The 20,997-nt window shown below is 69.5% G+C and carries 16 protein-coding genes and 1 pseudogene; 11 read left to right on the forward strand and 6 right to left on the reverse strand.

Going from position 1 to position 20,997, the window contains the following annotated elements; all coding sequences use genetic code 11:
- Positions 1 to 23 precede the first annotated feature (23 nt).
- The 6 genes from AB0M36_RS06690 (at position 24) to AB0M36_RS06715 (ending at position 6,807) form a co-directional block, all read left to right on the forward strand.
- Positions 24 to 1,700, forward strand: coding sequence for an ABC transporter substrate-binding protein (locus tag AB0M36_RS06690; protein ID WP_364153457.1), 1,677 nt, complete (start codon positions 24 to 26; stop codon positions 1,698 to 1,700).
- Between the two features lie 87 nt (positions 1,701 to 1,787).
- The gene (locus AB0M36_RS06695) at positions 1,788 to 2,795 is read left to right on the forward strand and encodes an ABC transporter permease (RefSeq protein WP_364153460.1); all 1,008 of its coding nucleotides are present in this window, start codon (positions 1,788 to 1,790) and stop codon (positions 2,793 to 2,795) included.
- Positions 2,796 to 2,809: 14 nt separating this feature from the next.
- Entirely contained in the window at positions 2,810 to 3,751 is a 942-nt protein-coding gene (locus AB0M36_RS06700; protein WP_364154279.1) for an ABC transporter permease, read from the forward strand.
- A 3-nt stretch (positions 3,752 to 3,754) separates the two neighbouring features.
- Positions 3,755 to 4,738 carry an ABC transporter ATP-binding protein gene (locus AB0M36_RS06705; protein ID WP_364153463.1) on the forward strand — a complete coding sequence of 328 codons (984 nt, stop codon included), beginning with the start codon at positions 3,755 to 3,757 and terminating at the stop codon, positions 4,736 to 4,738.
- Complete coding sequence (locus AB0M36_RS06710) at positions 4,735 to 5,841, forward strand: oligopeptide/dipeptide ABC transporter ATP-binding protein (RefSeq protein WP_364153466.1); 1,107 nt, start codon at positions 4,735 to 4,737, stop codon at positions 5,839 to 5,841. The genes AB0M36_RS06705 and AB0M36_RS06710 overlap by 4 nt, the downstream gene beginning before the upstream one ends.
- A gap of 258 nt (positions 5,842 to 6,099) precedes the next feature.
- Positions 6,100 to 6,807 carry a DUF981 family protein gene (locus AB0M36_RS06715; RefSeq protein WP_364153468.1) on the forward strand — a complete coding sequence of 236 codons (708 nt, stop codon included), beginning with the start codon at positions 6,100 to 6,102 and terminating at the stop codon, positions 6,805 to 6,807.
- Positions 6,808 to 6,881: 74 nt separating this feature from the next.
- On the opposite strand, the gene AB0M36_RS06720 is transcribed toward AB0M36_RS06715, so the two are convergent.
- The 3 genes from AB0M36_RS06720 to AB0M36_RS06730 are packed head-to-tail and all read right to left on the reverse strand — an operon-like array spanning position 6,882 to position 10,203.
- Complete coding sequence (locus AB0M36_RS06720; RefSeq protein ID WP_364153470.1) at positions 6,882 to 8,114, reverse strand: MFS transporter; 1,233 nt, start codon at positions 8,112 to 8,114, stop codon at positions 6,882 to 6,884.
- Between the two features lie 32 nt (positions 8,115 to 8,146).
- Positions 8,147 to 9,274, reverse strand: a complete 1,128-nt coding sequence (locus tag AB0M36_RS06725; protein ID WP_364153473.1) for an aminopeptidase — start codon at positions 9,272 to 9,274, stop codon at positions 8,147 to 8,149.
- Positions 9,271 to 10,203, reverse strand: a complete 933-nt coding sequence (locus tag AB0M36_RS06730) for a serine hydrolase domain-containing protein (protein WP_364153476.1) — start codon at positions 10,201 to 10,203, stop codon at positions 9,271 to 9,273. Before AB0M36_RS06730 ends, AB0M36_RS06725 begins: the two co-directional genes overlap by 4 nt.
- Before the next feature lie 46 nt (positions 10,204 to 10,249).
- Here AB0M36_RS06730 and AB0M36_RS06735 point away from each other — a divergent pair, with 46 nt between their 5' ends.
- Positions 10,250 to 11,587 (forward strand): PLP-dependent aminotransferase family protein, encoded by a 1,338-nt coding sequence (locus AB0M36_RS06735; protein WP_364153478.1) that lies wholly within the window; start codon positions 10,250 to 10,252, stop codon positions 11,585 to 11,587.
- A 197-nt stretch (positions 11,588 to 11,784) separates the two neighbouring features.
- Positions 11,785 to 12,153: a PASTA domain-containing protein gene (locus AB0M36_RS06740; RefSeq protein WP_364153481.1), complete on the forward strand. Its 369-nt coding sequence runs from the start codon at positions 11,785 to 11,787 to the stop codon at positions 12,151 to 12,153.
- Positions 12,154 to 12,203: 50 nt separating this feature from the next.
- Here the strand turns inward: AB0M36_RS06740 and AB0M36_RS06745 are convergent, their stop codons facing one another.
- On the reverse strand, positions 12,204 to 12,647 hold the full coding sequence (locus AB0M36_RS06745; RefSeq protein ID WP_364153483.1) for a DUF4383 domain-containing protein: 444 nt from the start codon (positions 12,645 to 12,647) through the stop codon (positions 12,204 to 12,206).
- Between the two features lie 159 nt (positions 12,648 to 12,806).
- On the opposite strand from AB0M36_RS06745, the gene AB0M36_RS06750 reads away from it, so the two are divergent.
- Together AB0M36_RS06750 and AB0M36_RS06755 are read left to right on the forward strand one after the other, a co-directional pair.
- Entirely contained in the window at positions 12,807 to 15,530 is a 2,724-nt protein-coding gene (locus AB0M36_RS06750; RefSeq protein WP_364153485.1) for an IPT/TIG domain-containing protein, read from the forward strand.
- 85 nt (positions 15,531 to 15,615) lie between these two features.
- Positions 15,616 to 15,843: pseudogene (locus tag AB0M36_RS06755) on the forward strand (IS701 family transposase); the annotation flags it as partial.
- A gap of 154 nt (positions 15,844 to 15,997) precedes the next feature.
- Here AB0M36_RS06755 and AB0M36_RS06760 read toward each other — a convergent pair.
- The gene (locus AB0M36_RS06760) at positions 15,998 to 17,047 is read right to left on the reverse strand and encodes an ETX/MTX2 family pore-forming toxin (protein WP_364153488.1); all 1,050 of its coding nucleotides are present in this window, start codon (positions 17,045 to 17,047) and stop codon (positions 15,998 to 16,000) included.
- Between the two features lie 387 nt (positions 17,048 to 17,434).
- On the opposite strand from AB0M36_RS06760, the gene AB0M36_RS06765 reads away from it, so the two are divergent.
- Complete coding sequence (locus AB0M36_RS06765; protein ID WP_364153490.1) at positions 17,435 to 20,062, forward strand: hypothetical protein; 2,628 nt, start codon at positions 17,435 to 17,437, stop codon at positions 20,060 to 20,062.
- Between the two features lie 3 nt (positions 20,063 to 20,065).
- Here the strand turns inward: AB0M36_RS06765 and AB0M36_RS06770 are convergent, their stop codons facing one another.
- On the reverse strand, positions 20,066 to 20,950 hold the full coding sequence (locus tag AB0M36_RS06770; RefSeq protein WP_364153493.1) for a helix-turn-helix transcriptional regulator: 885 nt from the start codon (positions 20,948 to 20,950) through the stop codon (positions 20,066 to 20,068).
- Positions 20,951 to 20,997: the final 47 nt, after the last annotated feature.

Here is a 20,997-nt window from a genome sequence, read left to right on the forward strand (position 1 = left end):
ACCCATAGGACGAGGTGAACACGATGCGTGCATCAGGGATGCGGGCGAGGAGACTTCGGACGGTCGTCGCCGCCGGTGCCATCGCGGCGCTGGCGATCGGCGCGGCCGGCTGCGCGGAAAGCGACCGCGGTGGCAACGGGGGCAAGGCCGCCAACGGCGGCACCTTCATCTTCGCGGGTGCCGGCGATCCGAAGAACTTCGACCCGATCTTCAACGATGACGGTGAGTCGTTCCGGCCGATCCGGCAGATGTACGACACCCTCATCGCCCATAAGCCCGGCACCGCCGAGCTGGCGGGTGGCCTGGCGGAGAGCTGGTCCAACGACCCGACCGGCAAGATCTGGACGTTCAAGCTGCGCCAGGGCGTCAAGTTCCACGATGGCACCGCGCTGGACGCCGCCGCGGTCTGCGCGAACTTCGACCGTTGGTACAACATGAAGGGCGCGGCGGCCCAGTCCCAGATGATCTACTACACCGACGTCTTCGGTGGATTCGCCGGCAGCCCGGACGCCGTCTACGACAACTGCAAGGCACAGGACGCCGCCACCGCCGTCGTGACGATGAAGAGGTACAAGGGCGCCTTTCCGGGCGCGTTCGCGCTGACCGCGTTCTCCATCGCCAGCCCGACCGCGATGCAGAAGCACGGCGCCGACACGGTCACGCAGAACGGTGACTCCTTCTCGTACAGCGCGTTCGCGAACGAGCACCCGACCGGCACCGGCGCTTTCACGTTCGGCGGCTGGAACAAGGCCACCGGCGAGATCACCCTGAACCGGAACCCCGACTACTGGGGCGACAAGGCCAAGGTCGACAAGGCGATCATCAAGATCATCAAGGACGAGAACACCCGGAAGCAGGAGCTGCGCGCCGGCACGGTGCACGCGATCGACTTCCCGGCCCCGGCCGACCGCAAGGCGCTGGCGGGCGAGGGTTACAAGGTGCTCGACCGGCCCGCCTTCAACATCCTCTACCTGGGCATCAACCAGAAGAACAACCCGAAGCTGAAGGACCTGCGGGTCCGCCAGGCGATCGCGTACGCGCTCAACCGCGCCCAGCTGGTGCAGACCAAGGGCCCGGGCGGCTCGGCGGTGGCTGACCAGTTCCTGCCGAACTCGGTGCTCGGCTACGCCCCGGACGTGCAGAAGTACGAGTACAACGTGGACAAGGCCAAGCAGCTGCTGTCCGAGGCCGGCGCGACCGGGCTGACGCTCAACTTCTACTACCCGACCGAGGTGTCCCGGCCGTACATGCCGAACCCGCAGGAGATCTTCACCGTACTGGCGAACGACCTGCAGGCCGCCGGCATCAAGGTCAACGGCGTCCCGCGGCCGTGGAACGGCGGCTTCAAGGACGACGTGCAGCAGTTCGGCAAGCAGGACCTGCACATGCTCGGGTGGACCGGCGACTACAACGACCCGGGCAACTTCGTCGGCACCTTCTTCGGCCGGGCCAAGACCGAGTTCGGCGACGCGTCGATGACCGACATGTTCACCGCCATCGGCAAGGCCGACGCGACCGTCGACCCGACGGCCAAGAAGGCCGCGTTCGAGCAGGTCAACCGCGACCTCGCCGCCAAGTGGCTGCCGGCCGTCCCGATCTGGCACGCCCCGCCGGCCGTGGTCACCACGAAGAACGTCCAGGGTCTGGCGCCGAGCCCGCTCACCGCCGAGAAGTTCGACACCGTCTCGCTCACCAAGTAGCTCCGTAGTACCAGGCACCGCCGGGGCCCGGACCTCGATGATCGAGGTCCGGGCCGTCCGGCGCGAATCAAGGATGCGTCATTTCTCATGGTGAGAGTCATCGCGCGCCGCCTGATCCAGCTGGTCGTCACCCTGATCGCCCTGATGACCCTGGTCTTCTTCTGGCTGCGCAGCCTTCCCGGCGGACCCGTCGACGCGTTGCTGGGCGAACGCGCGACCCCGCAGACCCGCGAGCTGCTGATCCGGGCCCTCGGCTACGACCAGCCGATCTGGGTCCAGTACGGTCGCTTCCTGAAAAACGTGGTGACCGGCAACTTCGGCAACTCCATCCGCACCGGCGAGCCGGTGACGGACGTGATCAGCCGGTCCTTCCCGGCGACCATCGAACTGGCCATCGCGGCGATCATCATCGCGATCGGGCTGGGCATCCCGCTGGGATACCTCGCGGCCCGGCACCGCGGGCGGCTGCTCGACAACGCGACAATCATCGTCACCCTGGTCGGCATCTCGATCCCGATCTTCTTCCTCGGCTACCTGCTCAAGGACTGGCTGACGCAGGACGTCCACGTCTTCCCGCCGTCCGGCCGGATCACCACCGGCCTGGGAAACACCGACGTGACCGGCTTCTTCGTGCTGGACGGGCTGCTGACCCGCGAGCTGGACGCCTCCGCCGACGCCCTCTGGCATCTGGTGCTGCCCGCCTTCACCCTGGCGACGATCCCGCTGGCGATCATCATCCGGATCACCCGGGCGAGCGTGCTGGACGTTCTCGACGAGGACTACATCCGCACCGCGGACGCCAAGGGCCTGCGCAACGCCACCGTGCGCAAGCGGCATGTGCTGCGCAACGCGCTGCTGCCGGTGGTCACCACCATCGGCCTGCAGACCGGCGCGCTGCTGGCCGGCGCGGTGCTGACCGAGAAGGTCTACAACTGGGGCGGCCTGGGCACGCTGATCACCGACTCGATCAGCGGCGGCCGCGACTATCCGGTGCTCCAGGCGCTGATCCTGCTCGCGGCCGTCGTCTTCATCGTGGTCAACCTGCTGGTCGACCTCTCGTACGCGATCATCGACCCGAGGGTGCGTGTGCAGTGAGCGGAACCGGCGGAATCTCGACGCTCGCCGACCACAAGCGCCGCCGCATCGACGAGCTGACCGCGCGGACCGCCGAGGCCGGCGGCGTCAGCCTGATCCGCGAGGCCGGCCGCCGGCTGCTGCGCAACCCCGCCGCGATCGTCGGCGCGGCCATCATCCTGCTGTTCCTCGTCATCGCGGTCTTCGCGCCGCTGGTGGCGCCGCACGACCCGGTGCAGCGGTTCCCGGAGCTGACCAAGGAACTGACCGTCGACTCGATCCCGGGAGCCACCGCCGGGCACCCGCTCGGCAGCGACCCGCTGGGCCGCGACTTCGCGTCCCGCATGACCTACGGCGCCCGGCAGACGCTCTTCGTCGGCGTCCTGGCCACCCTCATCGGCCTGCTGCTCGGCGTGCTCCTCGGCGCGATCGCCGGCGCCGTCGGCGGCTGGGTCGACGTGCTGATCATGCGGATCACCGACGTCATGCTGGCCCTGCCCAGCCTGCTGCTGGCGATCACGCTGGTCGCCCTGGCCAGCAGGTCCACGCAGTGGACGGTGATCATCGCGGTCGCGGTGGTGAACGTGCCCATCTTCGCCCGGCTGCTGCGCGGATCGATGCTGGCGCAACGGGAGAGCGACCATGTGCTCGCGGCCCGCGCGCTGGGCGTGAAGCGGAAGGACATCGTGCTGCGGCACATGCTGCCGAACTCGCTCACCGCGGTCATCGTGCAAGCCACCCTGACCTTCGCGGTGGCGATCCTGGACGCGGCCGCGCTGTCGTTCCTGGGCCTCGGCGACCCGGACATCAACCGCGCCGAGTGGGGTCTGATGCTCGGCGTGGACGGCGTCCGATACTTCGAGGTCCGCCCGGAGCTCGCCTACTTCCCGGCGTGCGCGATCATCCTCGTCGCCCTCGGCTTCACCTTGCTCGGCGAGAGCATGCGCGAGGCGCTCGACCCGAAGAACCGGCGGTGAATCATGCCCCTCCTCGACGTTCGTGACCTGTCGGTCGTCTTCCAGCGCAAGGGCGCCAAGCCCTTCACGGCGGTCGACGGCGTCAGCTTCTCCGTGGAACCCGGCCAGACGGTCGGGCTGGTCGGCGAGTCCGGCTGCGGCAAGTCGGTGACCAGCCTGGCGATCATGGGTCTGCTGCCGCGCCGCGGCAACAAGGTCACCGGCGAGGTCCGCTTCGCCGACACCGACCTGCTCAAGCTGCGCCCCCAGGAGCTGCGGGACCGGCGCGGCCGGGACATCGGCATGATCTTCCAGGACCCGCTGTCCTCGCTGAACCCGGTGATCCCGCTCGGCCTGCAGGTGGCCGAGGTGCTCGAACGCCACCAGGGCCGGACCCGGCAGGCGGCGCTGAGGGAGGCCAGGGGACTGCTCGACGCGGTCGGCATCCCCGATCCGAAGCGGCGGCTCAAGGAATTCCCGCACCAGCTCTCCGGCGGCATGCGGCAGCGGGCGCTGATCGCCATCGCCCTGGCCTGCGAGCCACGCCTGCTGATCGCCGACGAGCCGACGACCGCGCTGGACGTGACTATCCAGGCGCAGATCCTCACGCTGCTCAAGGACCTGGTCGACCGGTCCGGCACCGCGCTGATGATGATCACCCATGACCTCGGGGTGGTGGCCGGGCTCTGCGACACGGTCAACGTCCTCTACGCCGGCAAGGTGGTCGAGCGGGCCGGACGCCATGACCTGTTCGCGGACCCGCGGCACCCGTACACGCACGGGTTGTTGCAGTCCGTGCCCCGCCTGGATGTCGACCGCGGCGCTCGGCTGCACCAGATCCGCGGCTCGGTCAACGACAACATCCCCTGGTCGGAGGGTTGCGCCTTCGCGCCCCGCTGCGATCGGGTGATCGACGACTGCGTCGGCGAGACGGTTCCCCTCGAGCCCACCCTCCGCGGCGGCGCGCTGCGGTGCACGAACCCCGTCCCCCAGGAGGTCCCGGCGTGAACGACGCGCTTGTCGAGATCGACGACCTCAAGGTCCACTTTCCGATCAAGAGCGGACTGCTGTTCGACCGTACGGTCGGCTATGTCTATGCCGTCGACGGGGTCTCGCTGAAGGTCAAGCGTGGCGAGACCTACGGTCTGGTCGGCGAGTCCGGGTGCGGCAAGTCGACGCTCGGCCGCGGCCTGCTGCGCCTGGTCGAGCCGACCAGCGGTGCGATCACCTTCGACGGCACGGACGTCCGCTCGCTCAAGGGCGAGCGGATGCGGCTGTTCCGCCGGCGCATCCAGATGGTGTTCCAGGACCCGATGTCGAGCCTGGACCCCCGCCAGTCGGTGGAATCCCTGCTCGTCGAGGGCCTCAAGGCGCACGGCCTGCACAAGGACAAGGCCGAGGTGCAGCGGCGGCTGAGGTCCACCCTGGACTCGGTCGGCCTGCCGGCGTCGGCGCTGAACAAGTACCCGCACGAGTTCTCCGGCGGGCAGCGCCAGCGGATCGGCATCGCCCGGGCCCTGGTGCTCGGACCCGAGCTGATCGTGGCCGACGAGCCGGTGTCCGCGCTGGACGTGTCGATCCAGGCGCAGGTGGTCAACCTCCTCGGCGACCTGCAGGACTCGTTGGGGCTGACCTACCTGGTCATCGCGCACGACCTCGCGGTCGTCCGGCACATCTCCGACACCATCGGCGTGATGTACCTGGGCTCGCTGGTCGAGGAGGCGGACGGCGACCAGCTGTACGAGCGCCCGCTGCACCCGTACACCCGGGCTCTGCTCTCGGCCGTGCCCATCCCCGACCCGCGGGTGGAGGACCGGCGGGAGCGGATCCTGCTGGCCGGCGACCTTCCGTCGCCGGCCAACCCGCCGAGCGGATGCCGGTTCCGCACGCGCTGCCCCTGGTCGCAGAGCCGCTGCGCCGAACAGCGGCCGGAACTGCGGGTGTTCGACGACTCGGGACAGCGGGTGGCCTGCCACTTCGCCGAGGAGATCCTGGGCGGTGAGCTGAGGATGCATGAGGTGCGCGCGGAGCTCGTCCGCCCCGGTTCGGACGCGGCACCCAGCGTGGGCACCGAGCTGATCCAGACCCGCACGGACCTGCCCGCGCCGTAGTCGACCCTGCTCTATGTCCGGGGGTCACGAGCACGCAAATAGGTCGGATCGATAGCGCTGTCGCCCACGAAACAAGCGTAGTCCCCGCCTCGAGGGGTCGCGGCCGTTCTAGCAGGGCTCTGTCACGTTCGAGTGGGTGACGGTGACAGGCCGCCGCCGATCTTGGTGTGGTGGGTCCATGAACACCGCCGAGGTGCGACGGCTGACCGATGACCTGGACGCGATAGCGACCTCGATGCGCTCCCCGGGGAGCATCCGATGCGACTGATCATGTTCAACACCACCATGGGAGTGGCCGCGGGAGTCGCCCTTCTGCTCGTCCCTCGCTTCTGGGCGGTCGTCCGCGGCGACCACCCGCCGCTGCTGCTCGTCAACCGCGACCGGGCGGCCGGCGGCTGGGCCGCGACGTTCGGCGTCCTCGGGACCATCCTCACCAGCCTCGGCTTCGTCATGACGGTGTGGCATCCCCTGGCCCCCGCCAAGGACTACATCGACACGATCTTCGGCGAGCCGACCCTGATCCTCGGCGTCCTGCTCCTCGCCGCGGCCTGGCACCTCGCCCGCACCGGCGACCCCCTCGACCCGGACCGGCTACGCACCGCGCTGTCGCCGGCGAGCTGGGTGGTCTTCTGGCTCGGCATTATCCTCGCCTGGTGCGCCGCCGCGATCGCCCGCTTCAACGCGGTGGGCTCGGCGCCGGCCGAAGAGCCCATCACCGGCCTGCTGCACGACTACCCGATGATCGAGAACCTGTTCTTCGCCATCGTCCTATACGGCCTAGCCGCCGTCGGCTGCCTCGCCTTCCCGTTCGCGATCCGCCCGAACAGCCGCGTCGCCTGGCAGCTCATGTACTGGTCCTGGACCGTGTCCGGCGTCGCGTTCGCGCTGTTCTCGGCGATGAACTTCTACACCCACACCGGCCTCTTGGTGAACCTCGGCACAGAAGGCCCGGACTTCCCCTGGTGACCTGCGGCCAGCCGCTTCCGGTGCGCGTAGATCCGGACTCGTCGGCGCCCCACGTAACGTCGTAGATGGCCCGGCTATCCGGCCGTGGCTGGTGCGGGCTCTTCGACGTGTGGAGTCGGGCGGGTTGCCAGGGCCCAGCGCACCACCGGTGGGACCAGGCAGCCGATCAGCGCGAACGCCGTACCCAGCAGCAGCCAGCCGGGCGTGCCCCAGCCGACCGTCAGGGCCGTCACCAGCAGCGGGGCGAGCATCTGACCCAGTTGCATCCCCATCGAGTACGCGCCCTGGTACTGCCCGTGGGCGTCGGCCGGTGCCAGGCCGAACGAGATGCCCCAGCCGGCCGCGGCGTGCCACAGTTCGCCGAACACGTGCACGGCCGCGCCGGCGATGAGGAGTCCCACGGTCACCGCGCTGGTGGTGGCGCCGGATGCCGCGAACAACACGCAAGCTATCAGGAGCGCGAATCCGGCCCGTCGGGAAGCGCGGGCGGCGCCGCCCAGGTGGTCGGTTCCGCGGGCGGCGCGGACCTGGAACAGCACCACCGCGCCGGTGTTGACCAGGAACAACACCGCGATCAACCAATGCGGTGCATCCGTACGCAGGTAGATCCACAGTGGCAGCGCCACCTCGAACAGGCCGAAGTGGGTGGCCATCAGCCCGTCGAGCACCACGAACACGAGAAACGGCCGGTCGCGTAGTGCTACCAGCCGGGGGCCGGTGGTCGGGGCGGGTGTGGGCGCGATCGGAGCGAGCCGGCTCAGTAGCGCCGCCGCCAGCACGAATGTCGTGGCGTTGCCGAGAATCAGCGACACGTAGGCGGCCCGGGTGTCGACCACCAGGCCGATGCCGGCGCACGCCGCACCGGCGGCGATTCCCACGTTGGTCAACGAGCGCAGGTAGGCGCGGGTGTACACGCGCCGGTCGGGGGCCACGGCGCCGGCGATGACCGCACCCCTGGCGGCGCGTTGAGCGGCGTCGGCCACGGCCATCGGCAGGGCGACGAGCAGGAACGCCCCGAAGGAGTCGACGAGCGTCATCGCCGCCGTGCCGGTAGCGAGCGCGAGCAGTCCGGCGACGAGAATGCCGCGCGGCCCGCGGCGGTCGGCGACGTATCCCATCGGCACGCTGGCGGTCATGCTCACCAGCGCGGCCAGGGTCAACGCCAACCCGGTCTGTCCGACGGAGAGCCCGACGGATCTGGTCAGAAACAGTGCGCTCGACGCCATCCAGAGTCCGTTGCCGAACGTGTTGACCAATGTCGACGCGGCCAGGAGTCGTAGGGGGCCGGGCTCCGGGACGATGTTCATGCCGCCATTAAACAGTACGGACGTACGGTTTGCTATCCCGGGTTGCCCAACCCCGCGGTCGGCAGGCCATCGCGGAAGACGACCGCGCCGTCGGCGGTGATCGAGCTGGCCGGGCGGAGGTCCACCGGAAACGTCCAGTGCACGGGGGAGTTGTTCGCGCTGCCGGTCGGGGTGTGGCCCTGTCCCAGGGAGATCGACATCATTCCCGCGATCTTGGTGTCGATCAGTGCGTAGCCGACCGGGCCGGGCGCGCCGGGGTTCATGCCGAGGCCTATCTCGCCGATCCGGCCGGCGGCGTCGTCCACCGCCAGGGCGGCCTCGACCTGTTCAGCGCCCGTGGAGCATTGCCAACGACTCACCCGGCCGGCGGTGAACTCCAGGCGCAGCTCGCGGACCTCCGTGTCGTGCAGGTACGCCGCCCCGGAGGCCCGGACCCAGCCGGTGACGCTGTTCTCGACAGGCGCCAGGTTCAACTCGCCGTCCGGCAGGTTCTGCCGGCCACAAGAGTTGTCCACCGGCCGGCCCTCCAGCGACATGCGCAGATCGAGGTCTGTGCCGACGATGTGGAGTTCCCGGGCACCGGCCAGCCGGTCGGCGACGCGCTGCTGGTCGTCTCGCACGCGACGCCAGGCCAGGACGGGATCCTCGCGATCAGTGAGCATGACTCGATGCACCAGATCCGTATACCGCGCAAGACTCATCCCGGCGCTCCGGGCGTACCCCTCGGTCGGGAAGTGTGTCGTGCAGCGGCGCAGCGTGCCCGCCGACAGGCGGCGCAGCTGCTGGTAGATCAGGCTGAAGCGGGATTCCTGCCGCGCCTCCTGCTCGGCGGGCGGATAGGCGCGCAGCGCATAGGGGTGGTCCTCGCTCTCGATGCGGATGATCACGTCCGCGGTGTCGTAGAGGTGGGTCAGCATCGGATCCGCCCGGCGGTGCAGCGCGGGATCGAGGGTCGCGGCGAGCACGAGGGCGTCCTCGTCCGCGACGTGGGTGTAGACCGACGGAAGAGCGCCGCGGGACAGGCACTGTGCGTAGAGCTCCCGGACGAGCGGCGAACCGGCCGGCCCGGTCGAGCGGAGCAGCACGGTCTCGCCGGCTACCACTTCCAGGGAGTAATCCAGCAGGGTACGGGCCATCCGGGCGACGCGGTTGTCGGTCATTTCGAGGCCTCCAGGAACGCATCGAGCACGGAAGCGGCGAACGGCCAGCCGCCCGGCGGTTGCAGGTTGTAGACGAGGGCCACACCGGCCAGGCCATCCGAGGTGGCCTGGAGCTGACAGCCCGAGCCTTGGATTCCACCCGGGTGTCCGAACCTGGCGATGCCGGCGCGGCTGCCGACGTAGAGGCCCAAGCCGTACCCGTCGAGTTCCTGATCCACCGTGTCCGCGTGCCGGACCGTCATGGCCTCGGGTACGCGCGTCAAGAATCGGGCCAGGTCCGAGGCGCTGCTGTAGGCGAAGCCGGCGGCGGCATAGACCGCGTTGTCGAAGGCCGGACGTTGGACGGCGGGTGGATCGCCCACGTGGCATTGCGCGGGGGTCCACGTGATCGCATCGGTCAACCGCCACGACGTGTGTCTCATGCCGAGCGGGCGAAGGACGTGCCGGTCGACGAGATCCGCGATGGACGCTCCGGTCGCCAGTTCGGCGGCGTGGGCGGCGAGGGCGAACCCGGGATTGCTGTAGCACCACCGTTGCCCCGGGGGCGAGACCAGGGCGGGCGGCTGCCCGGCCCAGAGGCGCAACGCGTCGGGTGCTGTCGGCCCGTACAGATTGCTCGGGGTGATCGGATCCGCGGGCAGCCCGCCGGTGTGGCTGAGCAGCTGGCGCAGGGTCATCCCCCAGGGCAGCGGCTCGTCAAGATCCAGCACCTTGTCATCGGCCAGGGCCAGGATGGCCGCGGTGGTCAGCGGCTTGGTCGTGGAGCCGATGCGGAACGGGGTATCCACGGTGACCGGGGCCGGTTGCTCGACGCTGGTCACGCCGAACGCCGCTGTATAGCGGTGACTGTCTCGCCAGGCGACCAACGCGGCGCCGGGAATGCCGGCGCGGCGCGCCTCGTGGGCGAGCAGCTCGTCAAGATCGCGCATGGCAGAACCGTAGAGCGAAACAAGTTGCGATACAATCCGCACTTGTATGGATACAAAGTGGCATCCCACGCCCCGGGCCGGGGCCGGCCCGCTCTACCTCCGCCTCGCCGATGGCATCGCCCACGACATCGAGGCCGGGCGGTTGCCGGACGGCTGGCGACTGCCGACAGTGCGGGCGGTGGCACACCGGCTCGGCACCACGCCGGGAACCGTGGCCAGGGCTTACGCCGAGCTGGGACACCGCGGGCTCACCAGCGGCGAAGCCGGCCGGGGCACGTTTGTCCGGCCCACGCGAGGAGCCACCAGCTTCGAGGCACCGCCGGACAGCGCCGGGAAGGTCGTGGACCTCGCCGGCAACTACGCGGCCCCGCCGTCATCGACCCTGCTCCGCGAACTCGCCGGGGCCTGGGACCAGGGTTCTCTCGCCACACTCGTCGCCACCGGCGGAGGGGAGGATCCGGGCGTCCTGGGAGCGGATTACCTGGACACGTTCGGGTTGCGCGTCTCGACGCATCAGGTGTTGGGCACCTCCGGAGGGCAGCACGCGCTCTTCGTCGCGCTCGCCGCGCTCACCCGGCCCGGCGACCGGATCGCCGTGGACGAGCTGGCCAATCCGGGGGTACGTGCGGCGGCCCGGCTGCTGCGACTGCGGCTCGTCCCCGTACCGCACGACGGCGACGGGCTCCACCCCGACGCGCTCCCGAAGCAGGGAGTGAGCGTCGTGGTGACCACGCCGACGCTGCACAACCCGACCGGCGCCACCATGTCGGCGGACCGGCGTGCCGAACTGGCCGACGCGCTCCGCGAGCACCGGCTGATCCTGCTCGAAGACGACCCCTTCGCACCCCTGGCCGCCGACGCTCCGCCGCCGGTGAGCTCGTTCGCCCCGGAGCGCTGTGTCTATCTGGCCAGCACCAGCAAAGCCGTCGCGCCGGGCCTGCGACTCGCGTTCCTGAGCTGTCCGCCAGCGCTGCACGACGCGATGCTGGCCGCCGCCCGAAGCTCTGCCTGGATGCCGCCGTCGCTGGTCGTCGACCTGGTGCGCCGACTGGTGGTCGACGGGCTGGTGACCCGGCTGGCCGACAGTCGCCGGGCCGAGTCGGTCGCCCGGCTGGCCCTGGTCGAACAGTTGTTGCCCACCGCCCGAAGGTGCGGCGTGGGCGGAGCGCACGCCTGGGTGGAACTAGCCGACGAGTGGCGAGGCGCTGACCTGGCCGCGCTCGGGCGGGTGCACGGCGTGTCCGTGGCCCCGGCGGGTGAGTTCGGCGGCAAGCGACCAGGGTTCCGGATCGGATTCGGGGCTCCGCTGTCCCGGCATGAACTGGCACGCGGCCTGACCGCCGTCGACCACATGCTGGCCACCGGGCCGGTGGTGCCCCGGTAACGCCACCGCCGCCACGACCGCCACCCCGCCGGCTGGCCGCGTCACCTCGCCGGCGGCGGACAGCGAGTACGCCACCAGCCGCGGAAATGCGTGAGGCTGACGGTTGATCTACCACCAACGGAGGAAATGTGAGTGGTCGACACCTTGGCCAGGCTTTGCCGCGGGCAAGTTCCGCCACAGTCGTCATGACGGCGACCATGCTCGCGCTGGCCGCCTGCGGTGCGCCCGACCAGGCCGCGGGACCGGCTCCGGCGGCGACCGCTACGGCGGCGACCACGCCCTCCGAGGCAGTCGCGAGTGCGGAAGCGGCTTCCACGAAGGTGAAAGCTCCGAAGCCCGCCAAGATTGAGGTGCCCCGCGGGGTCGGCTTGGACTATCAGTCAGCACAGGATCTTTGGCGCGCGGCCGGCCTGCACGTGGCGCCGGCGAAGGACGTCACGGGCGCGAACCGGATTCCAGTCATCGACTCGAACTGGATCGTCGTGTCACAGGACCCGAAGGCCGGCTCGACGGTGGCCGAGGGCTCCTTCATCACCGCGACCGTCAAGAAGGACAGCGACGACTGAAGCGGAGCGCGGTGCCGCTCCTGGCCAGCCGAGAGCGGCACCGCGTCCGGTCAGACGGTACGGCGACGTGTGGTGAGCAGCCCGAGGCCGATCATGGCGATGCCCAGGAAGAAGTGCAGCCAGTCGTCGGCGGTGTTGACCGGGACGAAGTTGGCGGCGCTGGCGTGGTCAATGATCAGCCCGTAGAGCCAGAGCACCAGGTAGATGGCGCCGCCGCCGATGAGGAAGAGGCGCGCCATCGCCGCGGTGCGTGCCATCGCCAGGCCCGCGGCGCCGAACAGCAGATGCACGATGTTGTGCAGCACGGACACCTGGAACACGCCGAGCAGCTCGGCGTCGGACTCGTGTCCGGCGAAGGTCATGGCGTCGTAGCCGGTCGTGACGCCGGGGATGAAGCCCAGGACGCCGACGAGCAGGAACACGACGCCGACAGCGAGGGCCACGGTCTGAACGAGTGAGCGGTGCGACGCCGCGCGCGCCCGAGCGGTAGTCATTGATCGATCACCTCCGACAAGAGTGATGGGGGAGGCGCGTACCCCGCTTGTCGGCAAAACATGCGCGTGCGACGCACCCGGACCGCAACCGGTCCCACACCCTGCCGCGCCCGGGGCCGGCGATTCTGGTTGAACCCAGCTCCCCACGAACAGCGAGGCATGATGACTCACGTCCGTACGGGCAACCGCTCAGTGTTCCGAACGGCGTTTCGGCGCGCCGCGTCGATCTCGACCGCGCTCGCCGCCGTCGCGGTGCTCCTGCCCGTTGTGCCCGCGCGGGCGGTCGCCGCCGCGGACAGCGTCGGCGTGCGGAGCGAGGCGTCCGCCTCGGCCGGCGAGGTGGGCCTGGGCGTCAACGTGGGCGGTATCAGCGACTGGATGCCCGAGTGGCAGTTCGTGGACGCCTTCCGGACCTCCCGCTACTGGATCTCGCAGCGGGTGGGGGCCGGCTGGGGTCTGGGCCCCGCGCTCAACCTCGACGCCGACGGCTGGGTGACCAAACTCGAGAAGGACGCGTCGGTGGACGCCGCGATCCTGCTCAGCCCTTCCCCGTACCCGGCGGGCAAGTTCGTCGTCACCTGGAAGGGCAAGGGGAAGGTGTCGATCTGGGGCGGCGGCACGACCAGCAACGTGACCGCGAACCGGTTCGAGTTCGAGGTCGGCAACCCCGGTGGCCACTTCCTGCGGATCAGCGAGACCGATCCCCTTGACTACGTGCGCGACATCCACGTGTGGATGCCGGGTTACGAGCACACCGGTGCCGAGCAGGAGTTCCACCCGCTGTTCCTGGAGCGCCTGCGGGGCATGAAGACGCTGCGGTTCATGGACTGGATGGAGGCCAACAACTCGCACCAGGTCACCTGGGACCAGTATCCGACCGAGCACTCCGCGCGGCAGGGCAATGGCGCCGCACCGCAGATCATGGCGCGGCTGGCGAACCGGGTCGGCGCCGACCCCTGGTTCACGATGCCGCATCTCGCCGACGACAACTGGATCCGCCAGTTCGCGACCACGATCCGCGACACTGTCGACCCGGACCGCAAGATCTACGTCGAGTTCTCCAACGAGGTCTGGAACGGCATCTTCGCGCAGGCGAAGTGGGCGCAGCAGCAAGGCGTCGCCAAGGGCATGTTCAATCCCGGATGGGAATGGCAGGCCAAGCTGCACATGCAGGCGCAACGCTCGGTCGAGATCTTCCGGATCTGGCGGGAGGTCTTCGGTGCCGACGCCGACCGTCGCGTGGTGCGGGTCCTGGCCACCCAGGCCGCCTTCCCGGCCAGCGGCGAGGCCGTCCTGTCCTGGCAGAACGCCTACCGGGAGGCCGACGCGGTGGCGATCGCGCCCTACTTCAGCTGCGACGGCGACTACCTGCGCACCGGCAAGCTCATCAACCCCGGCGCTCCCACGGCCGCCGCGGGCGTGCTGAAGGCCGGCGTGAACGGCGTACTCGACAACTGTCAGCGCGCCATCAACCAGGAGATCCGCGTCTGGATCACCCTGTACAAGGCGCTCGCCGACAAGTACGACCTGGACCTCATCGGGTACGAGGGCGGCCAGCACCTGGCCGGCATCGCCGGCGGCGAGAACAACGAGGCCGTCAACAAGATCATGTACGCCGCGAACCGCCACCCCCGCATGCGCACCATGTACGCGCAGTACCTGAGCCAGTGGCGCGAGCTGGGCGGCGGCACCCTCGCGTTGTTCGCCTCGGGCGGCTCGGTGTCCAAGTGGGGTTCGTGGGGTCTCGTCGAGTACGAGGGTCAGCCGATCGACCAGGCGCCGAAGTACCTCGCGGTCGACGAGGCTATGCAGGGTCTGGGCCAGCGCCCCGCCGTCATCGCCCGGCCGACGGTCACCGCGTTGTCGACCCGCGGCGGCGCCACCACCGGCGGAAGCACCATGACGATCAGAGGCACGAACCTGGCGAGCGTGAGCGCGGTCCGCTTCGGCAAGGTCCGCGCCACGCTCAAGACCGTCACCCCGACTCAGCTGACCGCGACCGTTCCGCCGAGCGTCGCCGGTGGCGTGGTGGATGTGACGGTGGAGAACCCGATCGGCACCACCACGGCGACACCCGCGACCACCTACACCTACATCCCGCCGCCGGCCGTACAGGCGCTCAGCACGTCGACGGCGTCGGTCGTCAACGGCACCGAGGTTACGATCACCGGCACGGACCTGTCGGGCGCCACCACGGTGACGGTGGGCAAGGCCGTGGTTCGCAAGGTCAAGGTCCTGTCGCCGACCGCGCTCACGTTCACCGCCCCGCCGAGTGCGGCCGGAACGGTCGACGTCACGGTGACCACACCGTACGGGACCAGCAAGGCCGTGGCGGCCGGTCGTCTGACGTACGTGAACCCGCCGCGACCGGCCGTCACCGGCCTCTCCGTCGACCAGGGGATGAGCAACGTCTCGACCACGGTCGTCCTCACCGGCACCGACTTCACCGGCACCACCGCCGTGACGGTCGGCCCGGCGCGGGCGTCGTTCACGGTGCTGTCCAACACCCAGCTGCGAGCGGTGTTCCCCGCCCAGAAGGCGGGCACGTGGGACAACGTCCGGGTGACCACACCGGGCGGCACCAGCGCCGGCACCCCCGCGAACTACTTCCGCTACCTCGCACCGCCCAAGCCGACGGTGACCGCCCTGTCGGTGCACCGGGGCACGATGAAGGCGACGACGGTCGTCGTGACCGGCACCAACTTCACCGGCACGAAGCTGGTGATGGCGGCGGGGGTCAAGGCCACGTTCAAGGTGACGTCGGCGACCCAGCTGACGATCACCGTGCCGGGGCGCGCCGCCCGGGCGACCGGACACGTGATCGTGACGAACGCCGGCGGCGAGAGCACCGCGGCGGGCGACCGGACCGCGTTCTCCTGGTAGCCCGTCCAGGTGAGACAGAACGTCCGGCCGTCTGAGGTCTGGGGAACGTATCGATGATCGGCTCGTTGGTCCGAGTGTGGCACTGATCGAGGTTGATCAGTGGTCGGTGGAGTCGGACCGGCCGCATGCCCGGATCGCGGGCCGGTTCACCCGCTCGGAGCCGCGCCGGCGTGCCCGGCAGTACCTGACAGGGCTGGTCGCCGGCCTGGACCGTAAGAACGGGTGGCCGTCGGCCGAGCAGGCCGGGGACACCTCACCCGACGGGATGCAGCTCCTGCTGCGCTGGGCGGACTGGGACGTCGACGCCGTCCGTGCTAAGTGCCGTTGCAGTATTGAGGGCGCTTGTGCGGTGGTCGGAAGGGGTGAGGTGGCGCCGCGCGGTCGCCACAGCGTCGGCTTGGGTGGCGTGCCGAGCGGGACAGGCCGGCTGCCGGAGCAGGCAGGTGCCCCGGCAGCCGTCTGGTAGCTCAGCGCACCCTTAGCAGCGTTGCCTTGGGCTGCCGGACCGGTGCCGCGGCCGGTGTTCCGTTGAGGTTGTACTGCCTGAGCACGACGGTGAGGTTCTCGCTGTTGCCGCCCTTGAACGTACCGCCGATGGTGCCGGCGGCCCGGGCACCACTGCCGTAGATGTACTCGCCGCTCAGCGTGTATGGCACGGCGACCTTGGCATGCGCGACCGTGACGGTGGCCTCCACGATGGAGCGAGCCGGCACGAGGACGGGCTGTCGCCACGAGAACGACCGGGCCCGCTGCACCGAACCGCCGTCGGTGCCACTGTACGAACCTTCCGCGGAAACGGTGACCTTGCCGTCGGCGAAGATGGGGAATCCGACCTTGATAGAGGTGGAGACCGTCACCTTGACACTCTTGGTGTTCGACCAGGTCTCGGTGTCGGTCGTGGTCTTGGAGCCGCTGATCTCGGTGGACTGCTGCACCGCGGTGTCATTGCGGTTGGTCACCTTGTCGAGCTGCTCCAACGACATCTCGGTCAGGACAGCATGGTCCATATCGTATGCGATGTCATGGGCCTCAAACTGGACGATACCGTCCATCGCGGCGCAGCGCTCCGTGTTTCCACCCGTGCCCACGCCGACCGCCAGGACGCAGATGGTGTGCTGTCCCGGCGACGCCGGCACCCACACGTCGAAGCCGTGGGCGGCCCCGAATCGTGGATAGGCGGCGGCGACGTCAGGCCGGTGCACGGTCGCGTTTACGGCGTTCACCTCATTGCCGTCGACCTTGACGTGGACGGTCAGGGCCGTGGTGGGACCATCCGGGTCGGCGGTCCAGCCTTGGACGTGGACCGACGACTGGGACGTGTCCTGCTGTGCCAAGTCGATGAAAAGCTTGGGGGCATGCGTGGTACCGCCACCGCCACCGCCGCCCCCGCCACAGATGGGCGGCGGTTCCGGCACGTCGCAGTTCGGCTCAGCGGCGGCGGGTTGCACCATCGCCAGCACCATGCCGCATCCAGTCAGGATGGCGCCCATGGCGGCGGCGCTACGTCGAAGGAACATTGACCCTACTCTCTGTCGGATGATTGTTTCGGACATGGTGGGCGCACCGGTGGTAAGGCATCCACGATTCGGGTGTCACCGAATCCTGGCCTCCGACGCCGCCCCAAGGAGGTGGGAGCCGAGCTGATCCGCGGAGGCAGGGCGCTGGGCGCTGGCCCGATCGGCGCGGCGCGGCACCTGGGTCTACTACTGGGTCAAGACCGCGGCTTTCCGCTCCACGACGTGGCGCAGCTTGCCCAGGCCTTTCATGAAGCCGAGTTCCGGTGGCAGGGGCGGTTGGTCTCCGATCGTCGCGGAATGCGGCGGCGACCCCGTCGCCAGAGTTGGCGGGACCGCGCGCGATATGTGCCATGGGAAAGCGGTTCCAGAGGTGGGTAACGTTTGGCCATGGGCCATTCACCGCTGACCTACGCGGGCGCCGCCGCGCTGCTGGGAAAGATCGACCGGCCGGTCCTGGACGTCGTCGATCGGGCTGTCGGCTCAGGCATTCTGCTCGGCGCCATCGTATTCCCGCCCGCGCTCGGCCTGGTCGACGCGAAGATGGAGCTGACCCGGATCGTGCGAGGCCTGCTCGACACGGTGAGTGGACGGGTGCGCGGCGCACAGGGCCGCGACCGGCACGATCTCATCGCCGCGGCGCACACGACGCTGGTGCTCTCCGCGTTGTTCGACGCCATCAGCGAGCACATCGGTCCGAGCTTCGGCGCGCTCGAGCTCAGCGACGCCGAGAAGGTGCAGCTGGCGAGCGCGCCAGGGGACGTCGTCACGCAGACGTCCTGGATCGATCACCTGGTCCGGCTCGACCTGCCGTTGCCGTCACCGCGCGCCGGGTTCGAGGAGAACATCCAGCTCGAGCTGGTCGGCCGGGTCGACCGGCTGATCCGGGACGCGGTGGCCTTCTTCGAGGGGCTCCGGGTCTGGAAGCACCTCGGCGTCGACTCGCAGGCTCTACGCACGAGCGCGGTGCGGCGTTGGGAGGTGCTCTACCGGGAGCGGTACCTGCGGCTGGGCGTCGACGCGCCGGAGTTTCTTGTCTGGGCGAGCCTGGGCGAGCACGCCGCTACCCGGTTCGACATCGGTGCGATGGGTGCCCGGGTCACCTCGCTGCTGCGGTCGCAATCCGAGACCCTGGGAAAACTGTACGATCTGCTCGCGCTCACCGTGGCGGCGCAACGACCGGAGCGCGCCTCCTACCGCTGGAAGCTGATCTCGGCCGCGACGGCGGTCCTGCAGAAGCCGTTGCTGCGTTCCGAGTCCACCCCGGACGGGCTCTCCTTCCCCTCTGTGGCCGACGGGTTCATCACGCCGCGGTTTCGCGTCGCGGTCGCCGATCCGTCGGCCGCGCCGGCGCAGGAGTCCTGGTGGTCGCGGCAGCCCGTGCGCACGGATCTGGACGAGTTCATGGCCGGCTATCTGGCGCATCCCGACGCGGCCCGGTGTCCGCTCGTCGTCCTCGGGCATCCCGGGGCGGGCAAGTCACTGCTCAGCAACGTCCTCGCCGCTCGACTGCCGGCCGAGGGATTCACCGTCGTCCCGGTGCAGCTGCGCAGGGTCAACCCCGAGGACAGCATTCTCAACCAGGTCGAGTCGGCGTTGCGTGACGTCCTGCACGACACGGTCACCTGGGGCCGACTGGCGGATGAGAGCGCGGGGTTGACCCGCGTCATCATCCTGGACGGATTCGACGAACTGGTGCAGGCCACCGGGGTTACCCAATCGGGGTACCTCGCCGAAGTCAGGCGCTTCCAGACCGAGGAACACGACCTCGGCCGCGCTGTGGCGGTGATCGTCACGTCGCGGACACTGGTGGTGGACCGTGCGCGCGTACCTGAAGGCTCCCTCCTGATGAAGCTCGAGGACTTCGACGACGAGCAGATCGCCGCCTGGCTCTCCAACTGGAACAGGGCCAACCGGGGCTCGCCCGGCTTCCGGCCGCTCAGCCTGGCCGCGGTCCGGGTCCACCGCGCGCTGGCCGGGCAGCCGCTGCTGCTGACCATGCTCGCGATGTACGCGGCGGATCGCGACGCGCCGACGCTCGACGACGCCGAAATGTCGATGGCCACCCTCTACGAGAGGCTGCTGGACACCTTCATTAGGCGCCAGGTGATCGACAAACAAGACCGGGCGCCGACCGGAACCGAACTGGAAAGGCTGCTCAATGAGCGCCGGTGGCGGCTCAGTGTCGCGGCGTTCGCCATGTTCAACCGGGGACGTCAGCACGTCAGCGACCACCATCTCGACCATGACCTGGACGCGCTGACCCGGGCCGAGGCGACGGTGCCGCAGAGCGGTTTCCACGCACCGCTGACCCACGGTCAGCGAACGGTCGCGGACTTCTTCTTCATCCACACCGCCCAGGCGGACAAGGGCAGCGGGGACGACCGGCGCACCTACGAGTTCCTGCACGCCACGTTCGGCGAATACCTGATCGCCGAGCGGCTGCTTCGGCTGATAGCGGGATTCGCGGCGGGGAATCAGCTCTACCTCTCGGACCCGTCCGCACACGAGCCCGCCGACGACAGCATGATCCGGGCGCTGCTGTCGCACGAGCCGCTGCAGCAGCGCCGCCCGGTCGTCGAGTTCGCCCAGCAGATCGCCGCACGGATGCCCGCCACCCGGCGCGGCGCGGCCCGAGCGGCCGTCGGTGATCTGCTGGCCACCGCACGGGCTCGGTCGGCGGGAAGCTACGGCCGCTACGAGCCGGTGCCGGTCGACGTCGTGCGGATGATCGCCGCCTACACCGCCAACCTCGTCACCTTCGCGGTGCTCCTCTCCGACCGGCCGCCCTCGCTGCGGCAGTTGGCGCCGCCCGGCGCGGACTGCGTCGACTGGTGGCGGTCGACGGTGCGATTGTGGCGCAGCGGGTTGACGTCCGCGCCGTGGCGGAGTCTCGTGACGGGCCTTGTTCTCGACTCCGGTGACGACGGTGCGTCCCGTTGCGTCGAGCTGGTCAATGGGGACGCCGACGCCAATCCCCAGGCGATCGAGTCGCTGGAAGCCGCGCTGCTGCGCTGACAGTCACAGCCAAGGTCGGGTATGCCCCGACTCGGCGTACTGGGTAGCGACATGATGGAGCAAATGGTTCGTTCGGTTACGGTCCAGAGCCTTGTCCCACAGGGCCTCGAACCCCGCGAGGTGCCGTCGCACTTCCGTCGGGTCCTCCACCGTCGTGGCGTCCTCGACCGTGTCGTAGTACAGAGTGACGCCGTCCTCGACCGCGCGATGCTCGATCAGCACGAGGCCGCCCGGATACCCGTAGGCGCCCGCCTCGAACGGGTAGATCCGCAGGTCTGTGTTCGGACGGCGGGACATTTCCGCCAGCCGTAGGAGCTGGCGAGCCATGACGGTGGCGTCCGCGACAGCGCGGTACAACACCGACTCGTCGAGCAGCAGCGTCACCTGCGGCGCGTCGGGTCGCGTCAATACCGACTGCCGCGCGAGCCGAAGCGCGGTCCGACTCGTGGTTTCGTCGCTCGGCACCGGGCCAAACTGCGCGGTCACCGACGCATGGGCGTACTCGTCGGTCTGGAACAGGTGGGGAATCTCCGTGGTCGCCAACATCCTCAAGGCGGCAGCGTCGGACTCGAGGTCGACGAGAGTAGCCATCGAGGCGGGCATGACGGCCTTGTAGGGATGCCACCAACTCCTTCCCTTCGCGCGCTCCCGGTAGTGCAGAAGTTGTTCCTGAACGCTGGGCCCGACGCCGTAGAACACGCAGAGCGCGAGGAGATCGCTGGCGCCGATCGACACCGTCCCGCCTTCGATCCGGGTGAACTTCGAGATCGACCAGTCAAGCTCGGCAGCGACCTGGTTCTGGGTGAGACCCAGGTTTTCCCGGATCCGGCGCAGCGTCGACCGCAGCCGTCGGCGGGCGCTGAAGGCAGTAAGGCCGTCGTCGGTCATGGTGAGCCGGATCTCCGATCGACAGAAACTCCATCCTCCACTGCCGG

Source organism: Actinoplanes sp. NPDC051346 (assembly GCF_040682215.1).
Classification (GTDB): Bacteria; Actinomycetota; Actinomycetes; order Mycobacteriales; family Micromonosporaceae; genus Actinoplanes.